The organism is Streptomyces sp. NPDC058751 (assembly GCF_042746485.1).
In the GTDB taxonomy this organism is placed as follows: Bacteria; Actinomycetota; Actinomycetes; order Streptomycetales; family Streptomycetaceae; genus Streptomyces.
The window spans coordinates 97,567-119,997 of the sequence record NZ_JBHYPZ010000016.1 but is presented as its reverse complement, the minus strand read 5'-3'; the positions used below and the strand labels follow the sequence as shown (position 1 = coordinate 119,997).

Genomic DNA, 22,431 nt, shown 5'->3' with positions numbered 1-22,431 from the left:
CGCCCGGGACGCCCACGCCGCGCTCGCCGGCACCCCGGCCGCTCCCCGGCGCGCTCGCCGGCGCCCGCGGCGCCCGGCCCGTGCCCGCGCCGCCGGTGCCCCCGCATCCGCGAGGGACCGGCGCGAGGGCCCGTCCGCGCGAGCCGTCCGGAGCGCATCCGCACGCGTTCCCGCAGCCGAAGCAGACCGAATGCCGTACCCCTCCCAGCACCGCCCCGGAGCCGTCCCATGAGCGTCTCGATCGTCCTGTTCACCGCCGACCTGCGCCTGCACGACCACCCGCCGCTGCGGGCCGCCCTCGACGGTTCGGACGCGGTGGTGCCGCTCTTCGTCCGCGACGACGCCGTCGCGGACGCCGGGTTCACGGCCCCCAACCGGATGGCGTTCCTCGCCGACTGTCTGGCGGACCTGGACGCCGGGCTGCGCGAGCGCGGCGGCCGGCTGGTGGTGCGCTCCGGCGACGTGGCGGCGGAGGTCGCCGGGACCGCCGCCGAGACCGGCGCCGCCGCGGTGCACGTCGCGGCGGGAGCCAGCGCGTACGCGCACCGCAGGGAGGAGCGCCTGCGCGCCGCCCTGGAGGCGGACGGCCGACGCCTGTACGTCCACGACGCGGTGGTCACCGCGCTCGCCCCCGGCGCGGTGACCCCGGCGTCCTCCGACCACTTCGCCGTCTTCACGCCGTACCACCGGCAATGGGCGCGACAGCCGTTGCGGGACCCGGTCGCGGCCCCCAGGGCCGTCCGGGTGCCGGACGGCGTCGGTTCGGAGGCGATCCCCTCGCGCTCGGACGTGTCCGGCGTGTCCGAGGGGCTGGCCCGGGGCGGCGAGAAGGAGGCCAGGAAACGACTGACGGCCTGGCTGCGGAGCGGGATCGGGGCGTACGAGGACCGCCACGACGACCTGCCCGGCGACGCCACCTCCCGGCTCTCCCCCCATCTGCACTTCGGCACGCTGTCGCCGGCCGAACTGGTCCACCGGGCGCGCGGCGTGGGCGGTCCGGGCGCCGAGGCGTTCGTACGGCAGCTGGCCTGGCGGGACTTCCACCACCAGGTGCTCGCGGCCCGGCCTGACGCGTCCGCCGCCGACTACCGTCCCCGGCACGACCGTTGGCGCTCGGAGGCCGAGGCGCGGGAGGACGTCGAGGCGTGGCGCGAGGGGCGGACCGGCTATCCGGTGGTGGACGCCGCGATGCGGCAGCTGCGCCACGAGGGCTGGATGCACAACCGGGGGCGCCTGCTCACCGCGAGCTTCCTGGCCAAGACGCTGTACGTGGACTGGCGGGTCGGGGCCCGGCACTTCCTGGACCTGCTGGTGGACGGCGACGTCGCCGACAACCAGCTCAACTGGCAGTGGATGGCGGGAACGGGCACGGACAGTCGGCCCAACCGTGTCCTGAACCCGCTGGCCCAGGCCAGGCGTCACGACCCGGACGGGGCGTACGTACGGCGCTGGGTACCCGAGTTGGCGGACATTTCCGGGCATGCCGTGCACGAGCCGTGGAAGCTCCGGGATCCGGGCCGGGCGGCCCGCGGTTATCCGGAACCGATCGTCGGCCTGTCCGAGGGGCTGGCCCGGTTCAGGAGGGCCCGCGGCCTGGACTGAGGGCGACACCACGACCCCGTGCGTGAACGGGCCGAGCCGGAGATAAACTGCCGAGGATTTTACCTGTTGTAGAGATTCCGCATCGGTGCGCCGACGTACTGATGGTCGTCCGAACCACTCGTACCGGGTCCGCGCGCACCGGATCCATCGCGCGGCCACCCCGGAGCCGACGGCTCCGGGACCGCCGTACCCGCCACCAGGAGGCTGTTCAATGCGCATTACACGGAACATGGGAACTCTCGCCGTGACCGGTGCGTTGACGCTGACCCTGGCCGCGCTCGCCTATCCGGCCCTGCTGGGGGTCGAGACCACGTCCGCCACCACGGTCAACGTCATCGCCAATCCGTCCTCGGGACCGCTGACCGAGGCCGACCGCGACTTCGTCGTCAAGGTGCGCGCGGCGGGACTGTGGGAGTACCCGGTCGGACAGCTGGCCCTGCAGAAGGGGACCACACCGGAGGTCCGCACGGCGGGCGAGCACCTGATCTCGGGTCACGCGGGCCTCGACGCCACGAGCCGCAAGATAGCCAAGGAACTCGGCATCACGCTGCCCAACAAGCCGTCCCCGCAGCAGCAGGGCTTCGTGTCGACGCTGAGCGCGAACTCCGGCTCGAAGTTCAACACCGAGTTCGCCAACATCCTGCGCATCACCCACGGGCAGATCTTCTCGACCGTGGCGAAGATCCGCGCCACGACCCAGAACTCGCTCGTGCGGCAGCTCGCCGACCAGGCCAACGACACCGTGCTGGACCACATCACCGTGATGGAGAAGACCGGCCTGGTCGACTTCGACCAGGTGATCATCCAGGAGACCACCGCCCCGAAGGTGCCCGCGGTCAACCTGACGCCTCCCGCGCCGCAGCCCGGCGAGCCCGAGGTCGTCCTGACGCCTCCGGCGGGCGGGGTGTCGCAGCCCGCGGCCGGCGCGACGTCGCAGCCCGCCGGCGGGGCGTCGCAGCCCCCGGGAGCCGCGCTGCCCTCTCCGACGCCGACGGTGGGCTGACCCCCACGAGACCCGGCCGACGGTGGCCGTCCGAGCGGAAGTTCCGCGAGGGCGGCCGCTTTGCGTCTCAGCCCTCGGCCAGGCCCGCCAGCGTAGTGAGCGCCTCTCGCAGACCCGCCGGCCGGAGCATGCCCTGCTCCGGGCGTCCGGCCCAGCCGGGGCCGCCGAGAAGGACGGCGGGACGCCCCCGGGCGCCCTTGACCCCCCATGACATGGCCGCGATGTGCCGGGCCAGGGGGCGGTCGGCGGTGGAACGGGTCTGCGACCACAGCACGACGGCGACCGGCCCCAGCCGCCGCACCGCCGCGGTCAGCGCCTCCGGGGGCACGGCGGGGCCGAACATCCGCGTGGGCAGGCCCCGTTCGACCAGCCCCGCGTGCAACGCCTCCAGCGGAAGGCAGTGTTGCTCGCCCGGCACACAGGCCAGCAGGACCGGCCCCGCCCCGGTGACCGGCGCTCCGGGGCCCGCCGGTCCCGAAGCCCGGTGCAGCACCCGGGAGATGTGCCACGACAGCAGGTGCTCCACCTCCACGTAACGGTCCCCGGCGGACTCCCACTTGCGGCCCACCGCGTGCAGGGTCGGCACCATCACCTCCTCCCAGCCGACGACCACGCCGTGCCGCTCGACGAGCGAGGTCAACTGGTCCTCCACGGAAGGCGCGTCGAGGCGTACGACGGCGCGCGCGAGCCCCTTGCACTCCTGCCGGGGGTCCCCGAGGGACTCCGCTCCGGCCGCCCGCGCCGGGGACTCCGGCACCCCGGCCGCGCCGCCGTCCTGCTGAGCAGGGAGGTCGGACCCGCCCTTCGCGGCCCTGGCCGCCTCGGCGGGCGGCACTCCGGCCGAGGTCAGCCGGCACATCTCCTCGAGCACCGCCACGTCCCGGGGCGTCCAGCGGCGGTGCCTCCCGTCGGAACGGACCGCGGGTCCCATTCCGTACCTGCGGTCCCAGGAACGCAGTGTCGTGGGCGAGACTCCCAGGCGGCGGGCCAGCGCGCCGGTGGTGACACCGGCCTCGGCGGATCCCGCGCCCGGTTCGCTCCCCCGATCCGGCCGGCCATCACCCATACGGCGACTATACGACGCAGAAACGATGCGAGTTGTCGCCTCTGTCCCCCGGTTCACACAATCGGTTCCACGGGGCCCGCACAGGGAGTTCCCGGAACGAGGAGCCGTGGCCATGAGCGCAGATCCGACCGCCGAGCACCCGACCGCAGAGCCGGGTGACGCGATCACCGACGTGGATCTGGCCCGTGGCATCGTCGACGGGGACGAGGCGTCGCTGGCCACCGCGTACCGGCGCTGGGCACCCCTCGTCCAGGCCCTCGCCCGTCGCGCGCTCGGCGACGCGCGCGAGGCGGAGGACGTCACCCAGCAGGTGTTCCTCGCCGTGTGGCGCGGGGCGCGGGGTTACCGGCCCGAACGCGGCCCGGTGGCCGCGTGGCTCGTCGGCATCACCCGGCGCAAGATCGCCGACGCGCTGTCCGCGCGGACCCGGCGCACCGACCTGGTGGGCGCGGCCGGCGCCCTCCTGGTCCTCGCCGACGACACCCGGACCCGGCCCGAGGCCGCGCTCGACCGCGTCCTCGTCCGGCACGAGCTGGCCAAACTCCCGACACCCCAGCGCCGGGTGCTTCACCTCGCCTTCTACGAGGACCTCACCCAGACCCAGATCGCCCAGCGCACGGGCTGGCCCCTCGGCACGGTCAAGAGCCACTCCCGGCGCGGTATGCACCAGCTCCGCGACTGTCTGCGCCCGGTCGCCGAGGTCTGAGCGCGGACGGCCCGCTCCCGTCTTTCCGGCCCACCGGCTGCGGACCGCGTCCGGGCCGTCGAAGCGTCTTGGAGGACCGACATCGTGAAGGAAGCCGTGGAGATCGGACGTCACCCGTCCGCGGAGCCGGACCTGCCGGATCTCATGACCCGGGTCGCCGGCGGTGACCAGGAGGCGTTCGCCTCGCTGTACGACGTGGTGGCGGGTCCCGTCCTGGGCATCGCGCGCAGGGTGCTGCGCGACCGGGCGCAGTCGGAGGAGGTCGCCCAGGAGGTGCTGGTCGAGGTGTGGCGGACCGCGGCCCGCTACCGACCCGAGCGGGGGTCGGTCATGAACTGGGTGCTCACCCTCACCCATCAGCGGGCCGTGGACCGGGTGCGCTCGGTCGAGGCGTCGGCGGCGCGGGAGCACAGGGCGGCGCTCCTCGACCGGACGCCCGAGTTCGACGAGGTGGCCGAGCAGGTCGAGGCGCACCTCGAACGTGAGCAGGTACGGCGCTGTCTGCGCACGCTGACGGAGCTCCAGCGCCAGTCGGTGACGCTGGCCTACTACCGCGGGCTGACCTACCGGGAGGTGGCGGAGCTGCTGGCGACTCCGCTCGGCACGGTCAAGACCCGGCTGCGCGACGGCCTGATCCGGCTGCGTGACTGTCTGGGGGTCACGGTGTGACGACGGAGGAGCTGCACACGCTGACCGGCGCGTACGTGCTGCACGCCCTGGCCGACGACGAACGCGGGCGTTTCGAGAGGCACGTCGCGGACTGCGCCGACTGCGCGCGGGAGGTCCTTGAGCTGAGGGCCGCGACCGCGCACCTGGGCCTGGCCGTCACCGCTTCGCCGGACCCCGCCCTCAAGGACCGGGTGATGCGGCGGATCACCGTGGTCCGCCAGGAGCCGCCGCGCGTCCTTCCCCTCGCGGTTCCCCGGGCCGGCGTCCGCCGGCGCCGGCCCGGGCGCCGGGCGCTCGCCGCGGCCCTGGCCGCGGCGGCCGCGCTGGGCGGTACGGCGGTGTGGCAGCACGAACGCGCCCAGGACGCCCAGGAGCAGGCCCGGCGGGCCGAACGGCGCGCGGACCAGGTGGCCGCGGTCCTCACCGCCCCCGACGCGAAGTCCCGTACGGCGAGACTGGCGGACGGGGCGAGCGGCACGGTCGTGGTGTCCAGGAGCCGGGACCGGGCGGTGTTCGTCTCCTCGGACATGGCGAGACCGCCGGACGGCAAGGTCTACCAGTTGTGGTTCGACGACGCCGGCACCATGCGGTCCGCCGGGCTGATGGACCCGGGCCGCACCACCGGGACCGTCCTGATGGAGGGGCCCGTCGACGGCGCGTCCGGGGTGGGGATCACCGTGGAACCGGCCGGCGGCTCCCCGGGACCGACGTCCGCGCCGGTGGCCCTGCTGGGTCTGCCCCTCTGAGCGTTCGTCCCCTCGGGCCGGGGGACGGAACGAGCCCCCGGCACGTCACGCGCGCCGGGGCCGGTCGGCGGCGCGGTCCACCGGGGCCGGTCAGCGGCGTGGCCGTGGTGGCAGCGGGAAGAAGCCGCTGGTGCGCGCCGCGTACTCGGCGTAGCCCGGGCGGCGCCCCATGTGGCGCTCCAGCATCGGCTTCCCGCTGCCGCCGATCAGGAGGCAGCTCATCACCAGCGGCGAGACCACGGCCACGGCGGCCGACTGCGGGCTGTCGCAGGCGAGCAGGAACAGGCCCCACCAGACGCAGAAGTCGCCGAAGTAGTTGGGGTGCCGGGTCCAGCTCCACAGGCCGCGGTCCATGAGGCGGCCGCGGTTCGCCGGGTCGGCCTTGAAGCGGGCGAGCTGGGCGTCGCCGACCGCCTCGAAGAACAGTCCGAGGGCCCACAGCGCGGTGCCCGCCCAGGCGAGGCCCGTGAGCGGCCCCGGAACGTACTGCGCGGCCTGGACGGGCAGCGACACCAGCCATACGAGCGCGCCCTGCAGGAGGTAGACCATCCGCAGGGCGTAGAGGTTCCGGCTGCCGGGCGCCTTGGCCAGCAGGGCTTCGTAGCGCGGGTCCTCGCCGTGTCCCCGGCCGCGCCACGCGATGTGCGCGGCCAGCCGCAGTCCCCACACCGAGGTGAGGACGGTGACGAGCACGCGGCGGGCCTCGTCGCCCTCACCGGCGGACGCCAGGAAGGTGACGAGGGCCACCGCGGTGAAGCCGAGCCCCCAGGCGACGTCGACGATCCGGTGCAGTCCCCCGCGTACGGCGACGGCGAAGGTGACGAGCATGACGGCGAACGCCGCGCCGGCCGCGAGTGCGAGGTTCCGGGCGAACTCCTCCCAGGGGAATCCGTTCACGGCGTACGGTCCTCCTCCGGTTCCTTCGTGAGCAGGTACTGCTGGACGTCCAGGTAGCCGGAGCGGAATCCGGCTTCGGAGTAGGCGAGGTAGAAGGTCCACATCCGGCGGAAGGTCTCGTCGAAGCCGAGGGCCGCGACCTCGTCGGCCCGTTCGGTGAACCGCTCGCGCCACAGCCGCAGGGTCTCCGCGTAGTGCGTCCCGAAGGCGTCCCTGCGGGTGACGCGCAGACCGGTGTGCGCGCGGGTCACCTCTTCCACCGCCTCCACGGAGGGCAGCAGCCCTCCCGGGAAGACGTACTTCTGGATCCAGGTGAAGGTGTCGCGGGAGGCGAGCATGCGGTCGTGCGGCATGGTGATCGCCTGGAGCGCGGCGCGGCCGCCGGGGGCGAGCCGCGCGTCCAGGGTGGTGAAGTAGACGGGCCAGAACTCCTCGCCCACCGCTTCGATCATCTCGACGCTGACCACGGCGTCGTACGTCCCGGTGGCCTCGCGGTAGTCGCGCAGTTCGACGCTCACCCGGCCGTCGAGTCCCGCCTCGCGGACCCGTTCACGGGCCAGGGCCCGTTGTTCGCGGGAGAGGGTGAGCGAGGTGACCCGGGCACCGCGCGCGGCGGCGCGGATCGCCAGTTCGCCCCAGCCGGTGCCGATTTCGAGGAGGTGGGTGCCCGGTCCCACGCCGGCGAGGTCCAGCAGCCGGTCGATCTTGCGGTGCTGGGCGGCGGCGAGCAGCGGCCAGGTGGCGGGGAAGCCGTCGAAGAGGGCCGCCGAGTAACTGAGGGTGTCGTCGAGGAAGAGCGCGAACAGGTCGTTGGACAGGTCGTAGTGGCGGCTGATGTTGTCGCGGGCTCCCGTGGGGGTGTTGCGCTGGGCGTCCGGCCGGCGCGTCGCCCAGAGCCCGCGCAGCCTCTGCAGCGGGGCGGGGACCAGCCGGGCCGCGTTGCCCGCGAACACGGTGAGCGCGGCGGTCAGGTCCGGCGCGTCCCACTCCCCCGCCATGTAGGACTCGCCGAAGCCGATGAGACCTTGGGCGCCGATGCGGCCGTGGAAGGCGGCCGGGTCGTGGATCTCGACGACCGGGCCGCCGAGACCGGCGCTGGTTCCGTCGGCGAACCGCGCCCGGAGCGGCAGCCGTTCGAGCGCGCGGCGCACCACCGCGCGGGTGACGGCCGTACGGGCCCGCGACGACGGCGGCCGGGGCACCGCGTCCGGCCGGCCAGGGGGTTTCTGATGGATCTCCGTGGAGGAAGGAGCGGCGTCCGGTGCGTGCTCTCGGCGTGCCGGCTGGAAGCCCTCGTACTGGGCGTACTCGGGCTTTCGGCCGGTGCGGCGAGAGTGCGTGCCGGGCGTCGCGACGCCGCGGAGATCCATCAGAAGCCCCCTAAGCGGGCCGGTGTCCCGTCGGGGTGCCTCCTCGGCGGGGCAGGGCTCGGCCGTCCTCATCTCTCGTTCTCCTGGGCTCGTCGCGGGGGCCGGGGCTGGACGGGCAGTCCGCGCAGGTAGAGGCGGATGCCGTGGAGGCGGATGCCGGCGGACACGGCGACGGTGGACCACGGGTGGCGCAGCGCCTGGCGCAGCAGCGCGCCGGCGGTCGCGCTGCCGCGCCTTCCGCGTACGGTCGCGGTGAAGGGCCGGGTGCCCGCGCGTTCCAGATGGACCGTCAGGTCGAGCCGGCTGCCGGGCTCGGGCAGACGCATGCGGTAGGCGCCGTCGACGGGGAAGAACGGCGACACGTAGAACTCCTTGCCGGTCCGGGCGGTGCCGCCGCCGTCGGGGCGCAGCAGGTAGGAGTGCCGTTCGCCGTAGGTGTTGTGGACCTCGGCGACGACGCAGCGGGCGGTGCCGTCGGGGTCGTGGCACCAGTACAGGGTCAGCGGGTTGAAGACGTGGCCGAGGACCCGTGCGTGGGCGAGCATCAGCACCGGTCCGCCGTGCAGGTCGACGCCGTGCGAGGCGAGGAACCGGTCCAGGCCCGCCCGGATGCACGGCTGGTCGCCGTCGAAGTGGTCGCGGGGGTCGAAGCGGGCCAACGGGCGCAGTGGACGGGGCAGTTCGGGTGGTTGGTCGGGGTCGGTCAGCCACATGTACGTCCGGTGGCGGAGCGCGTACCGGGTGGGTCCGGTCCGTACGTGCGTGATCGTGCAGGGGTAGAGGGCGGGGACGCCGGTCACCAGGTCACCCCCAGGGCCCCGGCCGCCTCCACGCCGGACCGGCAGCCGTCCTCGTGGAAGCCCCAGCCGTGGTAGGCGCCCGCGTACGCGGTCACCGGGCCGTTCAGGGCGGGGAGCCGTCGCTGGGCGGCGACGGACTCGGGGGTGTGGACGGGGTGTTCGTACTCCATGCGGGCCAGGATCCGGGCCGGGTCGACGCGGTCCTCGCCGCCGAGGGTGACGACGAACGTCTCGGGCGCGTCCAGGCGTTGCAGCCGGTTCATGTCGTAGCTGACCCGGACCCGGTCCGCGCCGGTGTCGCAGTCGGGCATCAGGTAGTTCCAGGAGGCCCGTGCCAGGCGGGCGCTCGGCAGGAGCGTGGTGTCGGTGTGGAGGAGGGTGGTGTTGCGGGAGCAGCGGAACGCCCCGAGCACCTCGCGTTCCAGGGGGGTGGGGTCGGCGAGGAGCCGAAGGGCCTGGCCGGGGTGCACCGCGACGACGACGGAGCCGTACGAGGCGGTGGTGCCGTCCTCGGTGGTGATGTCCACCCCGTCGGCGTGGCGGCGCACGGCCCGGACGGGAGTGGAGGTGTGCACCGCGTCGAGCTTCTTGGCCAGCCGGTCGACGTAGGAGCGGGAGCCCGCGGTGACCGTGCGCCAGGCGGGTGATCCGCCCACCGAGAGCATGCCGTGGTGGTCGAGGAAGCGGAACAGGTGGGCGGCCGGGTGGCGGCGGGCCGTGGCGGCGTCGCAGGACCAGACGGCGGAGACGAGCGGGGTCATGAAGTGGCGGGTGAAATAGGGCGAGAAGCCCTGCCGGGCGATGAACCCGCCCAGGGTGAGGGTGTCTTCGGCGCCCTCGGCCAGCAGTCGGCGGGCGGCGCGGTGGAACGCCGGCACTTCGGTGAGCATCCGCAGGTAGGGGCCGCGCAGCGCGTTGCGCGGGCGGGCGAACAGACCGGCGGGGCCCCGGGCGCCCGCGTACTGGAGGCCGCACCCCTCGCACCGCACCGACATGCTCATCTCGGACTCCTGGGTGGCGACGCCGAGTTCGGCGAACAGCCGCAGCAGGTTCGGGTAGGTGCGGCGGTTGTGCACGATGAAGCCCGAGTCGACGCGGTGCAGGCGTCCGTCGGACGAGGTCAGGTCGTGGGTGTGGGCGTGCCCGCCGAGCCGGTCGTCCGCTTCGTAGAGGGCCACGGGCCGCTCACGGCTCAGCACGTGGGCGGCGGTGAGCCCGGCCACTCCCCCGCCGATCACGGCCGTACGCCCGAGCGCTCCCTGCCGTTCCCCTCCGGTGTGCCCGCCGCCGTCCGGTGCGTCCGCGGACCGGTGCCTCGTCGTCATCGGATTCCTCCCGCCCGGCTCCTCGTCCGGGGAGCGGGCTCTCGGAGATATTCCGGAGCAAGGGGCGGAACGGATTGGCCGGGCACGAACTTCTTCCGGAGGGGGGAAGGAAGTACCGGGCGGCCCGGCCGCCGTCACCGCGAGCAGCGATCAGTTGACGTGCCGTTCGTGTCCTTCCCAGTACGGCTCGCGCAGCTTGTACTTCTGGAGCTTGCCGGTGGCCGTCCGGGCCAGGACCTCCCGGAACTCGACCGAGGTCGGCGCCTTGTACCCGGCGAGGCGCTCCTTGCAGTACCGGATCAGTTCGCTCTCCGTCACCCCGGCGTCCGGAGCGAGGACCACCAGGGCCTTGACGGTCTCGCCCCACTTCTCGTGCGGCACGCCGATGACCGCGACCTCGGCGACCGCCGGATGGCCGAAGAGCGTGTCCTCGACCTCGATCGAGGACACGTTCTCACCGCCGGTGATGATCACGTCCTTCTTGCGGTCGCTGATCGTGAGATAGCCGTCCTCGCCGAGGGATCCGCCGTCGCCGGTGTGGAACCAGCCGTCGGCCAGCGCCCGTCCGGTCTCCTCGGGCTGCTCCCAGTAGCCCTCCAGCACGACGTTGGAGCGCGCGAGGATCTCGCCGTCGGCGGCGGTGCGCAGGGTCACGCCCAGCGCGGGGGCGCCCGCGCGCACCAGTTTCTCGGCGCGGGCCCGCGGGTCGAGGTCGTCCCACTCCGCGCGGGTGCGGTTGACGGTGAGCAGGGGCGAGGTCTCGGTGAGGCCGTAGATCTGGATGAACTCCCAGCCCAGCAGTGACTCGACCCGTGCGACGGTCCTGGTGGGCGGCGGCGCGCCGGCGACGATGATGCGGACCCGGTCACGGCCGGGGATCTCGCCCTCCCAGGACTCGGCGGCGGCCAGAACGGCGTTGACGACGGCCGGGGCCGCGCACATCACCGTCACGCCGTGCTCGGCGACCCGGCGCAGGATCTCCGCCCCGTCGACCTTGCGCAGCGCGATCTGCCGGACGCCGAGACCCGCCATCGCGAAGGGCATCCCCCATCCGTTCGCGTGGAACATGGGCAGGGTGTGCAGATACACGTCACGGTCGGTGACACCGGCGTGCAGGGCGAAGGTCGTGGCGTTGACCCAGATGTTGCGGTGCGTGATCTGTACGCCCTTGGGCCGGGCCGTCGTGCCGCTGGTGTAGTTGATCGTCGCGGTGGCGTTCTCGTCCGCGTCCCAGGGCTGGGGTTCGACGCCGAAGCGGTACAGCTCGGCGTCCGCGGCGGCGCCGAGGGTGAAGCGGTGCTTGCAGCCGACCCCGGAGAGGCGGTCGGCCAGTTCGGGGTCGACGAGCAGGACGCTCGCGCCCGAGTGCTCGACGATGTAGTTCACCTCTTCGGACGTCAGCCGGAAGTTGACCGGTACGAGGACCCGGCCGTGACCGCTGACGCCGAAGAAGGAGGTGAGCAGCCTGGCGCTGTTGGGCGAGACGACGGCCACGCGTGCGCCGTGCGGGACGCCGAGCGCGTCGAGACCCGCGGCCTGGGCCCTGGCCAGCTCACCGACGCTCCGGTAGGTCAGCCCCTCCCAGGGCTCGGCCGGCTGGTCGGGTTCGTCGACGACGCCCAGGCGGTCGCCGTACACGGTGACGGCGCGGTCCAGGAAATCAAGTGCTCCGAAGGGGACGAGCATCACGGCCTCCCGAAGATCGGACGATGCTCCCTTTCTATCCTGGCCCCGTCCCCGCGCATCCGGAGAACACACGAACGGGTACCGACGGTGACGTCCGGATCCATGTGCGTGTCCTGACGTCCTTGGCCTCCGCGTGCCCGGCGCGTCACGATCGTCCGATGGACAGCCGACCGACCTTCGACTTTCCCCGGCCCCTGAGCATCGGGGGGCTGGGACTGCAACTGCGCGAGTGGTCCGACGACGACGTCGCGGATCTCGTGGCGCTCTACGACGACCCCGAGATCGACCGGTGGACGCCGGTCGTCTCACCCTTCGACACCGAGGCGGCGCTCGCCTATCTCGCGGCGGCCGAGCAGAAGACCGCCGAGAGGCGCGGGGTGCAGCTCGCCATCACGACGGACGGCGTGCGGCCCCGGGGCGAGATCCTGCTGTTCCCCGGCACTGCCGACGGGCGTGACGTCGAGCTGGCCTACGGCGTGGGGGCCGCCCACCGGGGCCGGGGGTTCGCGACCCGCGCGGTCCGGCTCGCCGTGGACTTCGCCCACCGGCGCGTCGGGGGCCGGCGCGTCGTGCTGTGCATCGAGGACGGGAACACCGCGAGCGAGGCGGTCGCCAGGGCGACGGGTTTCGTCCTCACCGACGACTCGCCCGTGGTCCGTACGGCGAAGGGCCGGGACGTCGTCCTGCGGACCTGGAACCACCTCGAAGGCGCCGGCCCCCGCCTCGGGTGAGGACCGCGTCTCCCGTCACGCCGTGTGCCGCGTTGACCCCGTGGTGCCGTCGCGGTTGCATGCCGGGGGTCCTTCCGGCGGGGAGCCGGAGGGAGGATCCGGTCTCTTCGAGGGGGAGAAGCCATGAGGGGAAACGCGAGCCCGGGCACCACCCGACGTGTGCGGGCCGCCCTGGGCGCGGCGGCCGCGGTCTGCGCGGTCACGGCGGTGGTGCTGCCGGGAGCCGCCTCGGCCGAGCCCGGGGCCGTGGCGGGCGACGGCGGCGCCGGTGTCGAGAGGATCAGTGTCGCGGCCGACGGCACCGAGGCCGACGGCGGCTCCGGCGGCGCCTCGATCACGCCCGACGGCCGCCATGTCGTCTTCACGTCGTCGGCGAGGAACCTCACGGCCGACAGCGCGACGGGGAGCGACCAGGTGTTCGTCCGCGACCGGCGGGCGGGGACGAACGCGCGGATGGGGTCCCTGTCCCCGCTCCAGCCCCCGGTGATCAGCGGTGACGGGGCGTACGCCGCCTATCAGGTGCGGTGGTTCAACGACATACGGATTCGCCGGTTCCAGGTGAGCACGGGAGCGACGGCCTCCGTCAACTGCCTGCCGGGCTGCAGCCAGCCGTCGCTGAGCACGGACGGCCGCCACACCGCCTACGCCGTCCTTCTGGCGCAGCCCTCGCGCACTCAGCGCATCGAGGTCCTGGACTGGAGGACCAACACCGTGACCACCGTCGCCGCCCTCGGCCACTCGCTGCCGTCCCAGCCCTCCGTCAGCGGCGACGGCCGCTACGTCGCCTACCAGGACGGACAGGCGGAGGACGTCCTCGTGTGGGACCGGACCGACGGCACCACCTCCGGCCCGGTCGAGGGGCCGGACGAGCAGGCGGCGCTGGTCCAGCTCAGCGACGACGGCGGCAAGGTCGTCTACCTCTCGGGCTCCGACACCTACGTCCGCGACCTGCGCTCGGGCACCGTCCAGCAGGTGCCGGACGCGCGGGGCGTGGCCATCGATCCCACCGGCCGCCATCTGCTGTACGCCCCGAACGACACGAGCGGGCCGTCGCTCACGCTGCGCGACCTGCGGACGGGCAGCGACGAGACCGTCTCGGACCGGCCCGCCTCGGCGGGGAGGGGCGCGGTGAGCGCCGGCGGGCGCGACGTGGTCTTCCGGTCCACGGCCGACGACATCGTGCCCGGCGACACCAACGGCGAGCCGGACGTCTTCGTCCGCCGCTTCTACTGACCGCCCGGCCGGGGGCGGGCCCGGTCACGGACCCGCCCCCGGCCCCGGACGGCGGACCGGGTCCGCCCGGCGTGGGCAGACACATGACTACGGGGACCGACCAGGAGGGGCTGAGATGGAGATCTCGGGCGTCATCAGTGCCGTCGTCATCGGCATCGTCATCGGTGTGCTGGGCCGGCTCGTCGTGCCCGGACGCCAGCGCATCGGCGTCCTGTGGACGATCGTGGTCGGCATCGTGGCCGCGTTCATCGGGTCGGGGGTCGCGGCCGCGTTCGACGTCGCCGACACCGAAGGCGTCGACTGGATCGAGTGGCTCGTCCAGATAGGCCTGGCCGCGATCGGCGTCGCGGCGCTGGACCGGGCGAGGGGGCGCCACTGACCGGCCGGCACCGGGCCGGACCCGGCTGAGGGGCAGGACCCGGGCGCGGGGCGCGCCGCACTGTGCACGTCGGAGATCCGCGGGGCGCGCCGCGCGGGAATCGCGTTGCGGAGCGGGTGCGGGCACGGCTACCTTCTGCGGGCTGTCCGCCCGCACCAGCCCGCACTCGTCCGCGCCCACACCACGGAGACGCCTTGCCGCCGCGCATCACGCCGTTGACCGATCCGGACTCCTCCCCGTCGAGCCGGCGTCTGGCCTGGCTGGCCTCGGACGCCGACGGGGTACCGGTGGGCTCGGCGTTCCTCCGGCTGTCCGACAAGGAGGGCCAGGACCACCGTGCCGAGCTGGAGATCACCGTGCACCCCGCGAACCGGCGCACCGGAGTGGGCGGCGCCCTCCTCGGCGCCGCCCGTACGGCCGCGCGGGGCGAGGGACGGCGGTCGCTGGTCGCCCAGGTCACGGCCGGCTCCCCCGGTGAACCGTTTCTCACGGCCCACGGGTTCCGCCCGGTGCTGGCCCTGACCTTCGCCCGCCTCCCGCTGCCGGAGCTCGACCTCGAGGCCGTCACCGAGATCGCCGGGCGCCCGCACCCCGGCTACGCGCTGGTGAGCTGGGACGGCGTCGTGCCGGACGAGCTGGCGCGCACCTTCGCCGACTCCCGGCGGGCCATGGACGACATGCCGATGGAGGACAGCGACCACGGCGTCGGCGTCGGCGTCTGGGACGTGGAGCGGGTCGTGGCCGTGGCCGAGGCCGTCCTCGAACGGGGCGACGCGCTGCACACGGTGGCCGTGGTGGACCGCTCGGACGGCTCCCTCGCCGGCTTCTCGGAACTCGTCGTACCGGGCGACGGGCGCGGCGACGCCCAGCACTACGGAACCGGCGTCCTGCCCGAGCACCGCGGACACGGCCTCGGGCTGTGGATGAAGGCGGAGTCGGTTCGGGGAGCCCGTCTGCGGTACCCGGAACTCTCCGGCCTGCTGACGGACACGGCCGACGGCAACGCGCACATGATCGGCATCAACGACGCGCTCGGCTACCGGCCGACCCACCGGGAGCTGGAGTACCGGCTGGACCTGTGAGGGGCGGCGTCAGCCTTCGTACACGTACGGGGTGGTCGTGGTGAGCGGCTGGAAGCCCAGGCGGGTGAGGATGGGGCGGCTCTGGCTGGAGGCGTCGACCTGGACGTAGCGGTAGCCGCGCTCGGCGGCGACCCGGGCGCGGTGGGAGACGAGGGCGCGGTAGATGCCCCGGCCCCGCCAGGCCTCGACGGTGCCGCCGCCCCACAGCCCGGCGAACCGGGCCCCCGGCGGGAGTTCCATGCGGGCCGCGCTGACCGGGACGTCCCCGGCGAGCGCCACGACGGCCACGACGGTGTCCGCGTCGCCGGTGAGCTGGGCGAGCAGTTGGTGGCGCAGGAGGGTGCTGTCGTCGCCGAAGGCCTGCTCGTGGACGTCGGCGACGAGGGCCACGCCCGCGCGGTCGGTGACCGGAAGCAGCCGTACGCCCTCGGGCGGTTCGACGTCGAGGTCCAGATCGCTCAGCTCGGCGACCATCAGAGTCTCCTCGGGCTGGGCGGTGAAGCCGGCCGCCCGCAGCCGCTGTCCCAGGTCCTCCGGCCGGTCGTGCCCGTACAGCTTCCACTCGAAGCCGCCGCCGAGCCCGGAGAAGAAGCGCACCTGTTCGGCGATGGCCGCGTCGGCGCTCGCCGCGTCGAGGCCGGACCACACCACCCCGTTCCAGCCCTTGTCCGCGCCGCTCTGGCGCACCACCTTGCCGACGCGCTCGACCCGGGCCCCCGGCGCGTCGGGCCGCGCGCCTTCCCGCATGTCCCGGTCGAACAGCGCCAGTACCGCTACGTGATCCATGGGGTCACTCCAGCATCCCGGGACGAACGGGGCAACGGGAATAAGTGTCCATGGACATCACGGACGGGCGCCGTGGTCCTCTCCCCCTCCCCCTCCCCCGCCCTTCGCCCCTCCCCCGCCCTTCGCGCGGCCCGGACACGGGAGCGTCCGGGCGGGCCCTTCCTCAGGCCCCGCCCGGACGCCGGCTGCGTGCCGCTCCGGTCAGCCGGTGGCGGTCAGCTCCTGCCGCGGGACGGAGTCCGGGGACGTCACCTGGACACGGCGCAGACCGGTCAGGCTGACGAACACCAGGGAGAAGACGCCCGCGAGGGCGAAGACGGTGAAGCCCGTCGTGGTCGAGCCGGTGGCCAGGAGCTGGCCGCCGAGCCAGGGGCCGAAGACGGCGCCGAAGCGTCCCATTCCGGAGGTCCAGCCGACCGCGGTGGCGCGGTTGTCGTCCTCGGAGCGGTGCGCCACCGTCGCGTAGATCATCGCCTGGGCGCTGAAGAGGAACAGGCCGGTCAGGAAGACGACGGTGTACGTGAGGGGCAGCGGCATCTTGATGCTGAGGGAGTAGATGCCGACGGCGGTGGCGCCGAACCAGACCGCCGAGACGACCGAGCCGCCGAACCTGTCGGTCAGGCGGCCGCCGACCAGCATGCCGACGATGCCGCCGAGGTTGATGACGATCACGAAGCCGATCGAGGAACCGAGGTTGTATCCGTTGGCCCTCATCAGCGAGGGCAGCCACTGCGAGACGCCGTAGACGAGGAGGAGACCGCCGAAGGAGGCGGTCCAGAAGAGCAGGGTCTGGATCCAGCGGCCGCCGCGGAACAGGGCGGTGACGGCGCCGAAGCGGTCGGCGACGGCCTGGCGCTCCTCGGCGCGGGCGGCCAGGTCGACGCCGTAGCGCTCGGCGAGCGCGCGGGCCTCGTCGGTGCGGCCCTTGGCCTGGAGGAAGGCCATCGACTCGGGCAGGAAGGCGGCGGTCAGCGGAACCCCGACGAACAGCGGTATCACGCAGATCCAGAAGGAGACCCGCCAGTCGCCCGTCCCGAGGGCGACGAATCCGGCGGCGATGCCGCCGGCCTGGTGCGCGGTCATCAGGGAGCCCACGATCAGCGCGCGGCGGCCGCGGGGCGCGTACTCGGTGACCATGGTGATCGCGCTCGGCAGCAGGCCGCCGAGGCCGAGTCCGGCCAGGAAGCGGCCGAGGCTGAAGACGCCCAGGCTCCCGGCGGCGGCGCAGACCGCGGAGGCCAGTGAGAACACGGCGGTCGAAGCGATGATCGTCTTCTTGCGGCCGACCCAGTCGCTGACGGTGCCCGAGGACAGGGCGCCGATCAGCATGCCGAAGGTGGCCCAGGAGCCGACGTCGCCGGCCTTGCCGGGGTCGATGCCGAGCGCCTTCGTCTCCAGCATGTGCGGCAGCACGGAGCCGTAGATGAACATGTCGAGGCCGTCGAAGAGGACGACCAGCCAGCAGAGGCCGACGACCAGGGCGGCCAGTCTGCTGCCGCCGCGAGCGGGCAGGGCGAGGGAGGAGGACATCGTTGTTTCCTCTCGTCCAGAGGTGGGGGCCCTGGAGGGGGGTCGTGGGTGCGGGCCGACGCGGCTCGTGCGGCTGACCCGATTGTGCGACAGACGCTAAGGAGCCGACTCCTGAAGTGTCAACGCTTTTGTCAACAATCTTGGAAACGATCCGGCCACTCGTCATGGCGGAACCGGAGCGGCCGGCGGGCAGGTGAAAGCACGTGCGGGCGGCACACGATCGGTGCCGCCCGCACGCGGGTACCGGCCGGAACGGTTCGCTCAGCCGTTCGTCGCCCGGCGGGGAGCCGCGGACGCGGTCAGCCGACGGGCGGCGTGCCGTGGGTGTGGAAGGACTCGATGGTCTTCAGACCCCACGCCTGGCCCTTCTTCCGCTCCTCCTCGGTCCAGGTGACCAGCGGCCAGTCGGGCGCCAGGACGAGACGGGTGAGCGGGTTGCACAACTCGATGCGGTTGCCGCCGGGTTCGTAGACGTACAGGAAGAACGTCTGCTGGATGGCGTGCTTGTGCGGGCCCGTCTCGATGAACACGCCGGTGTCGATGGCGAGATCGGCCGCGCGCAGGATGTCCTCACGGGTGTCCGTGGCGAACGCGATGTGGTGCAGGCGTCCGGCCGAGCCGGTCCAGTCCGAGGTGTAGACGACGTCGTACGACTTGTCGGTGAAGGTCAGCCAGCGCGCCGCGATCCTCCCGGTGTCGAGCCGGATCTGCTCGGTGGGCCGGGCGCCCAGCACGTGCTGCTGGAACTCGGCGTTGGCGACCACGTCGGCGGCGAGGAAGTTGACGTGGTCCAGGCGCCGCACGCCCACGCCGCGGTTGGGTTTGGCCTGCGGCTGGTTCTTCAGGGCCGGCTCCATCCCGTCGGGGGCCCGGTAGTACTCGCTCTCCCAGTACAGGGCGTGCTCGTGGCCGTCCGGGTCGGTGGTGACGTACACCTTGCCGAGCCCCGGTTCGTCCTCGGCCCAGTGGCCGGTGCCGCCCGCCGCCTCGACCGCCCCGATCCGGCGGTGGAGGGCCTCCTCGCTGGAGGTGCGCAGGGCGAGCCGGCCGAGGCCGGGCTGTTCCCGGGCCGTGAGGACCAGGCTGTGGTGCTCGTAGTCGTCGAAGGTCCGCAGGTAGACGGTGCCGTCCTGCTCCCCGTTGACCGTGAGGCCCATGTAGTCGGTGAAGAAGGCGACGCTGGCGTCCAGGTCCGGGGTGAAGAGCTGGGCGTGGCCGATGTGGGCGATGTCGCCGAGGGGCGGGGTCATCGCGGACCTCCTTGGGGTGGTGCGGGTGTCGGTGCCGTGCCGGCGGACCTGGGGAAGACGGTGCCGTCGAAGATCTTGCGTGCGGTGCGGACGACGGCGGTGCGCCGGGCCACGGGTGTGCCGCCGTCGGGGCCGTGGTCGACACCGGCCTCGATGTCGAGGAATCCGGTGGGGTGTTCGATGCGCAGCCGGTCGCCCCGTCCGGGCAGGTGCGCCACGGCGTGTCCCACGCCGCCCTCCACGCGCAGCCCGGCGGCGACGCTCGCCGCGCCGAGGACGCCGATGGAGGTGTGGCAGCGCACCGGGATGAAGGTGCGGGTCGTGACGGCTCCGCCCTCGCGGGGAGGGGCGAGCAGGGTCAGCTTGGGCACGGTGGTGTTCCCGACGTCCCCGAGGCCCATCAGCTTGCCCGCCTCCAGGCGGATCTCGCGGAGCCGGCCGGCCAGCGCCGGGTCCTCCTCCAGGTCCTTCGGGGCCTCGTACCCGGTGACGCCCAGCGAGGACGCGGCGATCAGCACGGTCGGCATGCCGTTGTCGACGCACGTCACGGGGGTGTCGGCGACGATGTCCCGGGCACGGCCGGTGGGCAGCAGCGGGGCGCTCCCCCGCGGGAACTCGATGACGACGGGCGCCGCGGTCCCGGGCACCCCGGAGATCTCGGCGTCGCCCTCGTAGACCACGCGTCCGTCCACGGTGGGGAAGGTCGCGAGCGCGAGGCCGCCCGAGTTGACCATGCGGACGCGTACCGAGGTGACGCCCTCCCCCGGCTCGACCAGTCCGCGTTCGACGGCGAACGGGCCGATCCCGGCGAGGATGTTGCCGCAGTTCTGACGGTCCGACAGCTCCGCTTCGTCCACGGCGACCTGGAGGAACAGGTAGTCGACGTCCGCGGCGGGGTCGGCGGAGACCGAGACCACGGCGACCTTGCTGGTCAGCGGGTGCGCGCCGCCCAGGCCGTCGATCTGGCGCGGGTCGGGGCTGCCCATCACGCGCAGCAGCAGGCCGTCGCGTTCGGCGGCGTCCTCGGGCAGGTCGTCGGCGAGGAAGTAGGCGCCCTTGGAGGTGCCGCCGCGCAGGAGCATGCAGCGCACCCCCTCGGACCCGCTCACGGCGCGGCTCCGTCCCGCACGTAGTCGTCGTACGAGGTGTAGGTCACGCCCAGGCGTTCCAGGGTCTCGCGCAGCCCGTAGCGGTCCAGGCCGAGTTCGCCTTCGAGGAAGGCGGCGCGGGCCAGCGCCTCCTTGCGTTCGCGGGCCGCGGAGGCATCGGCGACACCGCGGGCCTCCGCGCGCGGCACGCACACCACGCCGTCGTCGTCGGCGAGGATCACGTCGCCGGGCCGGACGATCTGGCCGCCGACGGCCACCGGCACGTTCACGGAGCCGCCGGTCGCCTTCACGGTGCCCTGCGGGCTGACGGCCGCGGACCAGGCGGGGAAGCCCATCTCGCGCAGTTCGGCGGTGTCCCGGACCCCGGCGTTGATGACCAGACCGCGCACGCCCCGGCGCTGGAGCGCGGTGGCGAACAGCTCGCCGAACATGCCGTCGGTGGAGGGCGAGGTGGTGGTGACGACCAGGACGTCGCCCTCGCCGCACTGCTCCACGGCGGCGTGGATCATGAGGTTGTCGCCGGGCCAGGACAGCACGGTGACCGCGGTGCCCGCGACGCGGACGCCCTGCTGGACGGGGCGCAGCCCGGTGCCGAGGAGCCCGGTGCGGCCCATCGCCTCGTGCACGGTGGCGGTGCCGTACCCGGCGATCGCCTCGACGTCCTCCGGGTCCGCCTTCGGCGGGCCGGTGACGATCACGCCGCTCATGCCAGCTCCTTCGCGATCTGCGGGTAGGGACGCATGAACGCCTCGGCCATGGTCCTGTGGGCCAGGCCCAGGTTGGGGCCGGCGTTGCGCTTGAGCTGGACGCCGCGGCGCACGGCGAGGTCGGTGTAGTAGTCCCACAGGTGCTGCTGGGCGCCGAGGCATTCCATGGCCTTGCGCTTGGTCTCCCACACCTCGGTGATGTCGAGGAGGACCTCGGGCCGGAAGCCGCTCATCTCGGGCTGGTGGGGCTCGAAGTAGAAGACGGGCGGGGCGCCGATGATCTCGCCCTCGCCGGGGTACCCGATGGCCTGGGCGAGGACGCGGGCCTCCAGCGCCATGCGGTTGGCGGCGGGGTGGTCGCCGTTGTACGGGTCCTCGGTGGGGTGGGTGAGCACGACGTCGGGCTGGGTCTCGCGGTAGACCGTCACCAGCTGGTCGGTGAGTTCGGCGGTGGCGGTCAGCGGGTAGTCGCCGGCGTCGAAGAAGCGGACCGCGGCGCCGAGCGCGGCGGCCGCCTTCTCGGCCTCCTCGCGCCGTATCGCCTTGATCTCGTCGAGCTTCTTGCCCTCGCGCCAGGCCTTCGCGGACTCGCCGCGCTCACCGAAGGTCAGGCACGCGATGGTGACCTTCTCCCCCCGGGAGGCGGCCAGGGCGATGGCGCCCCCCGCCCGCCACACGAAGTCCCCGGCGTGCGCGGTGACGACCAGCGTCGATCGTGATGGGCGCGCCCCCTGCCCGGGCGGGGCCGAGGGGTCGGGGGCGGCGGGCGCGTAGCCGTGCGTCATTGCAGCAATCTCCTTGGTGGACAGGTGTGCGTCCGCCTCGGCCGTCCGCCGCACCGCGCGTCGCCGCGCGGTGCGTCAGTCGCGCAGCGCTTCGATCACACTGCCGAGGTGGGCGCGGACGGCCGCTTCGGCCGCCTGCGGGTCCCTGGCCCCGATCGCCTCGATCATGGCCAGGTGTTCACTCAGGGACTGCTGGGCACGGCCGGGACGCAGCGCCAACTGGAAGCGGTGGCGCACCAGTTGGGCGTTGAGCCGTTCCAGGAGCTCCACGGCCGTCCGCTGGCCTGAGAACTCCCTGATCCGGGCGTGCACTTCGTGGTTGAGCTCGGAGTAGGTGACCGGTTCGCCGTCGGCGACCGCCTTGACCATCGCGGCGCCCAGGTCGGCCAGCTCGGCGAGCTGGTCGTCGGTGGCCAGGACGGCCGCCTTGGCGGCGCAGAGCCCTTCGAGCGCCATGCGGCACTCGGTGATGGCGACCGCTTCCTCCACGGTCACCACCCGGACGCGTGATCCGCGGTTGCGGATCCGTTCGACCAGCCCCTCCGATTCCAGCTCGATCAGCGCCGCCCGCACACTGGCCCGGGTGACCCCGAACTGCTCGGCGAGTTCGTTCTCCACCAGCCGCTGGGCCGGTGCCATCTCTCCGCGCAGAATCGCCTGCCGCAGCTGCGCCAACGCGTGCTGCTTGGCCTGCTCGCCGGTGCCTGGACGGGCTTCCTTCTGCATTGCGCCCTCCCTGAGTGAGTGCCTGTCGAACGTAAATCTAGACCAACAAGATTGTCAACAATTTTGTTCGGCATGTTGCCGACCGCTCCGGCGGCGGAATCCGCGCGTCGGCCGGCCGGGCGCCGACAGCACGGCGGCCCGGGGGCGGCGGGGGGCGGGGTGGGCGGCCCCCGCCCCCGGGCGCGCGGGGGGGGGGGGGGGGGGGCCGGCCCCCCGCCCACCGGGCCCGGGGGGGCCCAACCC

Annotated in this window: 22 protein-coding genes; 9 read left to right on the top strand and 13 right to left on the bottom strand. The window is 73.5% G+C overall.

What is annotated here, in order from left to right:
* Positions 1-228: 228 nt before the first annotated feature.
* Positions 229-1,602 (top strand): cryptochrome/photolyase family protein, encoded by a 1,374-nt coding sequence (locus tag ACFW6B_RS17170; protein WP_386596717.1) that lies wholly within the window; start codon positions 229-231, stop codon positions 1,600-1,602.
* Positions 1,603-1,813: 211 nt separating this feature from the next.
* Positions 1,814-2,605 carry a DUF4142 domain-containing protein gene (locus tag ACFW6B_RS17165; protein ID WP_386596715.1) on the top strand — a complete coding sequence of 264 codons (792 nt, stop codon included), beginning with the start codon at positions 1,814-1,816 and terminating at the stop codon, positions 2,603-2,605.
* 67 nt (positions 2,606-2,672) lie between these two features.
* Here the strand turns inward: ACFW6B_RS17165 and ACFW6B_RS17160 are convergent, their stop codons facing one another.
* The gene (locus ACFW6B_RS17160; protein ID WP_386596713.1) at positions 2,673-3,671 is read right to left on the bottom strand and encodes a MerR family transcriptional regulator; all 999 of its coding nucleotides are present in this window, start codon (positions 3,669-3,671) and stop codon (positions 2,673-2,675) included.
* A gap of 112 nt (positions 3,672-3,783) precedes the next feature.
* Here ACFW6B_RS17160 and ACFW6B_RS17155 point away from each other — a divergent pair, with 112 nt between their 5' ends.
* The 3 genes from ACFW6B_RS17155 (at position 3,784) to ACFW6B_RS17145 (ending at position 5,792) form a co-directional block, all read left to right on the top strand.
* Positions 3,784-4,377: a sigma-70 family RNA polymerase sigma factor gene (locus tag ACFW6B_RS17155; protein WP_386596712.1), complete on the top strand. Its 594-nt coding sequence runs from the start codon at positions 3,784-3,786 to the stop codon at positions 4,375-4,377.
* A gap of 84 nt (positions 4,378-4,461) precedes the next feature.
* On the top strand, positions 4,462-5,046 hold the full coding sequence (locus tag ACFW6B_RS17150; protein WP_386596710.1) for a sigma-70 family RNA polymerase sigma factor: 585 nt from the start codon (positions 4,462-4,464) through the stop codon (positions 5,044-5,046).
* Positions 5,043-5,792 carry an anti-sigma factor domain-containing protein gene (locus ACFW6B_RS17145; RefSeq protein ID WP_386596708.1) on the top strand — a complete coding sequence of 250 codons (750 nt, stop codon included), beginning with the start codon at positions 5,043-5,045 and terminating at the stop codon, positions 5,790-5,792. Before ACFW6B_RS17150 ends, ACFW6B_RS17145 begins: the two co-directional genes overlap by 4 nt.
* A 90-nt stretch (positions 5,793-5,882) precedes the next feature.
* Here the strand turns inward: ACFW6B_RS17145 and ACFW6B_RS17140 are convergent, their stop codons facing one another.
* The 5 genes from ACFW6B_RS17140 to ACFW6B_RS17120 form a co-directional block, all read right to left on the bottom strand.
* On the bottom strand, positions 5,883-6,689 hold the full coding sequence (locus tag ACFW6B_RS17140; protein WP_386596706.1) for a DUF1295 domain-containing protein: 807 nt from the start codon (positions 6,687-6,689) through the stop codon (positions 5,883-5,885).
* Entirely contained in the window at positions 6,686-8,059 is a 1,374-nt protein-coding gene (locus tag ACFW6B_RS17135; RefSeq protein ID WP_386596704.1) for a class I SAM-dependent methyltransferase, read from the bottom strand. Before ACFW6B_RS17135 ends, ACFW6B_RS17140 begins: the two co-directional genes overlap by 4 nt.
* A 68-nt stretch (positions 8,060-8,127) precedes the next feature.
* The gene (locus tag ACFW6B_RS17130; RefSeq protein WP_386596701.1) at positions 8,128-8,859 is read right to left on the bottom strand and encodes a DUF1365 domain-containing protein; all 732 of its coding nucleotides are present in this window, start codon (positions 8,857-8,859) and stop codon (positions 8,128-8,130) included.
* On the bottom strand, positions 8,856-10,184 hold the full coding sequence (locus ACFW6B_RS17125) for an NAD(P)/FAD-dependent oxidoreductase (protein ID WP_386596698.1): 1,329 nt from the start codon (positions 10,182-10,184) through the stop codon (positions 8,856-8,858). Before ACFW6B_RS17125 ends, ACFW6B_RS17130 begins: the two co-directional genes overlap by 4 nt.
* Before the next feature lie 150 nt (positions 10,185-10,334).
* Positions 10,335-11,870, bottom strand: coding sequence for an AMP-binding protein (locus ACFW6B_RS17120; protein WP_386596696.1), 1,536 nt, complete (start codon positions 11,868-11,870; stop codon positions 10,335-10,337).
* Between the two features lie 158 nt (positions 11,871-12,028).
* Here ACFW6B_RS17120 and ACFW6B_RS17115 point away from each other — a divergent pair, with 158 nt between their 5' ends.
* The 4 genes from ACFW6B_RS17115 (at position 12,029) to ACFW6B_RS17100 (ending at position 15,295) form a co-directional block, all read left to right on the top strand.
* The gene (locus ACFW6B_RS17115) at positions 12,029-12,601 is read left to right on the top strand and encodes a GNAT family N-acetyltransferase (protein ID WP_386596694.1); all 573 of its coding nucleotides are present in this window, start codon (positions 12,029-12,031) and stop codon (positions 12,599-12,601) included.
* Positions 12,602-12,724: 123 nt separating this feature from the next.
* A complete protein-coding gene (locus tag ACFW6B_RS17110; RefSeq protein ID WP_386596691.1) occupies positions 12,725-13,834 on the top strand; it encodes a TolB family protein in 1,110 nt (369 codons plus the stop codon).
* A 115-nt stretch (positions 13,835-13,949) separates the two neighbouring features.
* On the top strand, positions 13,950-14,213 hold the full coding sequence (locus tag ACFW6B_RS17105) for a GlsB/YeaQ/YmgE family stress response membrane protein (RefSeq protein ID WP_386596689.1): 264 nt from the start codon (positions 13,950-13,952) through the stop codon (positions 14,211-14,213).
* A 194-nt stretch (positions 14,214-14,407) separates the two neighbouring features.
* On the top strand, positions 14,408-15,295 hold the full coding sequence (locus ACFW6B_RS17100; RefSeq protein ID WP_386596687.1) for a GNAT family N-acetyltransferase: 888 nt from the start codon (positions 14,408-14,410) through the stop codon (positions 15,293-15,295).
* Between the two features lie 9 nt (positions 15,296-15,304).
* On the opposite strand, the gene ACFW6B_RS17095 is transcribed toward ACFW6B_RS17100, so the two are convergent.
* The 7 genes from ACFW6B_RS17095 to ACFW6B_RS17065 form a co-directional block, all read right to left on the bottom strand.
* Positions 15,305-16,081 (bottom strand): GNAT family N-acetyltransferase, encoded by a 777-nt coding sequence (locus ACFW6B_RS17095; RefSeq protein ID WP_386596685.1) that lies wholly within the window; start codon positions 16,079-16,081, stop codon positions 15,305-15,307.
* A 201-nt stretch (positions 16,082-16,282) separates the two neighbouring features.
* Entirely contained in the window at positions 16,283-17,611 is a 1,329-nt protein-coding gene (locus tag ACFW6B_RS17090) for an MFS transporter (protein ID WP_386596682.1), read from the bottom strand.
* Between the two features lie 299 nt (positions 17,612-17,910).
* A complete protein-coding gene (locus tag ACFW6B_RS17085) occupies positions 17,911-18,861 on the bottom strand; it encodes a VOC family protein (RefSeq protein ID WP_386596680.1) in 951 nt (316 codons plus the stop codon).
* On the bottom strand, positions 18,858-19,943 hold the full coding sequence (locus tag ACFW6B_RS17080; RefSeq protein ID WP_386596797.1) for a 4-oxalomesaconate tautomerase: 1,086 nt from the start codon (positions 19,941-19,943) through the stop codon (positions 18,858-18,860). The genes ACFW6B_RS17085 and ACFW6B_RS17080 overlap by 4 nt, the downstream gene beginning before the upstream one ends.
* A gap of 23 nt (positions 19,944-19,966) precedes the next feature.
* Entirely contained in the window at positions 19,967-20,677 is a 711-nt protein-coding gene (locus ACFW6B_RS17075) for a 4-carboxy-4-hydroxy-2-oxoadipate aldolase/oxaloacetate decarboxylase (RefSeq protein ID WP_386596678.1), read from the bottom strand.
* Positions 20,674-21,462, bottom strand: coding sequence for a PIG-L deacetylase family protein (locus ACFW6B_RS17070; RefSeq protein WP_386596675.1), 789 nt, complete (start codon positions 21,460-21,462; stop codon positions 20,674-20,676). The genes ACFW6B_RS17075 and ACFW6B_RS17070 overlap by 4 nt, the downstream gene beginning before the upstream one ends.
* Before the next feature lie 75 nt (positions 21,463-21,537).
* On the bottom strand, positions 21,538-22,188 hold the full coding sequence (locus tag ACFW6B_RS17065) for a GntR family transcriptional regulator (protein ID WP_386596673.1): 651 nt from the start codon (positions 22,186-22,188) through the stop codon (positions 21,538-21,540).
* Positions 22,189-22,431 lie beyond the last annotated feature (243 nt).

Coding starts and splice junctions, on each gene's coding strand:
- ACFW6B_RS17170 (WP_386596717.1), top strand. CDS start 229: ATGAGCGTCTCGATCGTCCTGTTCACCGCCGACCTGCGCCTGCACGAC.
- ACFW6B_RS17165 (WP_386596715.1), top strand. CDS start 1,814: ATGCGCATTACACGGAACATGGGAACTCTCGCCGTGACCGGTGCGTTG.
- ACFW6B_RS17160 (WP_386596713.1), bottom strand. CDS start 3,671: ATGGGTGATGGCCGGCCGGATCGGGGGAGCGAACCGGGCGCGGGATCC.
- ACFW6B_RS17155 (WP_386596712.1), top strand. CDS start 3,784: ATGAGCGCAGATCCGACCGCCGAGCACCCGACCGCAGAGCCGGGTGAC.
- ACFW6B_RS17135 (WP_386596704.1), bottom strand. CDS start 8,059: ATGGATCTCCGCGGCGTCGCGACGCCCGGCACGCACTCTCGCCGCACC.
- ACFW6B_RS17125 (WP_386596698.1), bottom strand. CDS start 10,184: ATGACGACGAGGCACCGGTCCGCGGACGCACCGGACGGCGGCGGGCAC.
- ACFW6B_RS17120 (WP_386596696.1), bottom strand. CDS start 11,870: ATGCTCGTCCCCTTCGGAGCACTTGATTTCCTGGACCGCGCCGTCACC.
- ACFW6B_RS17115 (WP_386596694.1), top strand. CDS start 12,029: ATGGACAGCCGACCGACCTTCGACTTTCCCCGGCCCCTGAGCATCGGG.
- ACFW6B_RS17110 (WP_386596691.1), top strand. CDS start 12,725: ATGAGGGGAAACGCGAGCCCGGGCACCACCCGACGTGTGCGGGCCGCC.
- ACFW6B_RS17105 (WP_386596689.1), top strand. CDS start 13,950: ATGGAGATCTCGGGCGTCATCAGTGCCGTCGTCATCGGCATCGTCATC.
- ACFW6B_RS17095 (WP_386596685.1), bottom strand. CDS start 16,081: ATGGATCACGTAGCGGTACTGGCGCTGTTCGACCGGGACATGCGGGAA.
- ACFW6B_RS17090 (WP_386596682.1), bottom strand. CDS start 17,611: ATGTCCTCCTCCCTCGCCCTGCCCGCTCGCGGCGGCAGCAGACTGGCC.
- ACFW6B_RS17085 (WP_386596680.1), bottom strand. CDS start 18,861: ATGACCCCGCCCCTCGGCGACATCGCCCACATCGGCCACGCCCAGCTC.
- ACFW6B_RS17080 (WP_386596797.1), bottom strand. CDS start 19,943: ATGCTCCTGCGCGGCGGCACCTCCAAGGGCGCCTACTTCCTCGCCGAC.
- ACFW6B_RS17075 (WP_386596678.1), bottom strand. CDS start 20,677: ATGAGCGGCGTGATCGTCACCGGCCCGCCGAAGGCGGACCCGGAGGAC.
- ACFW6B_RS17070 (WP_386596675.1), bottom strand. CDS start 21,462: ATGACGCACGGCTACGCGCCCGCCGCCCCCGACCCCTCGGCCCCGCCC.
- ACFW6B_RS17065 (WP_386596673.1), bottom strand. CDS start 22,188: ATGCAGAAGGAAGCCCGTCCAGGCACCGGCGAGCAGGCCAAGCAGCAC.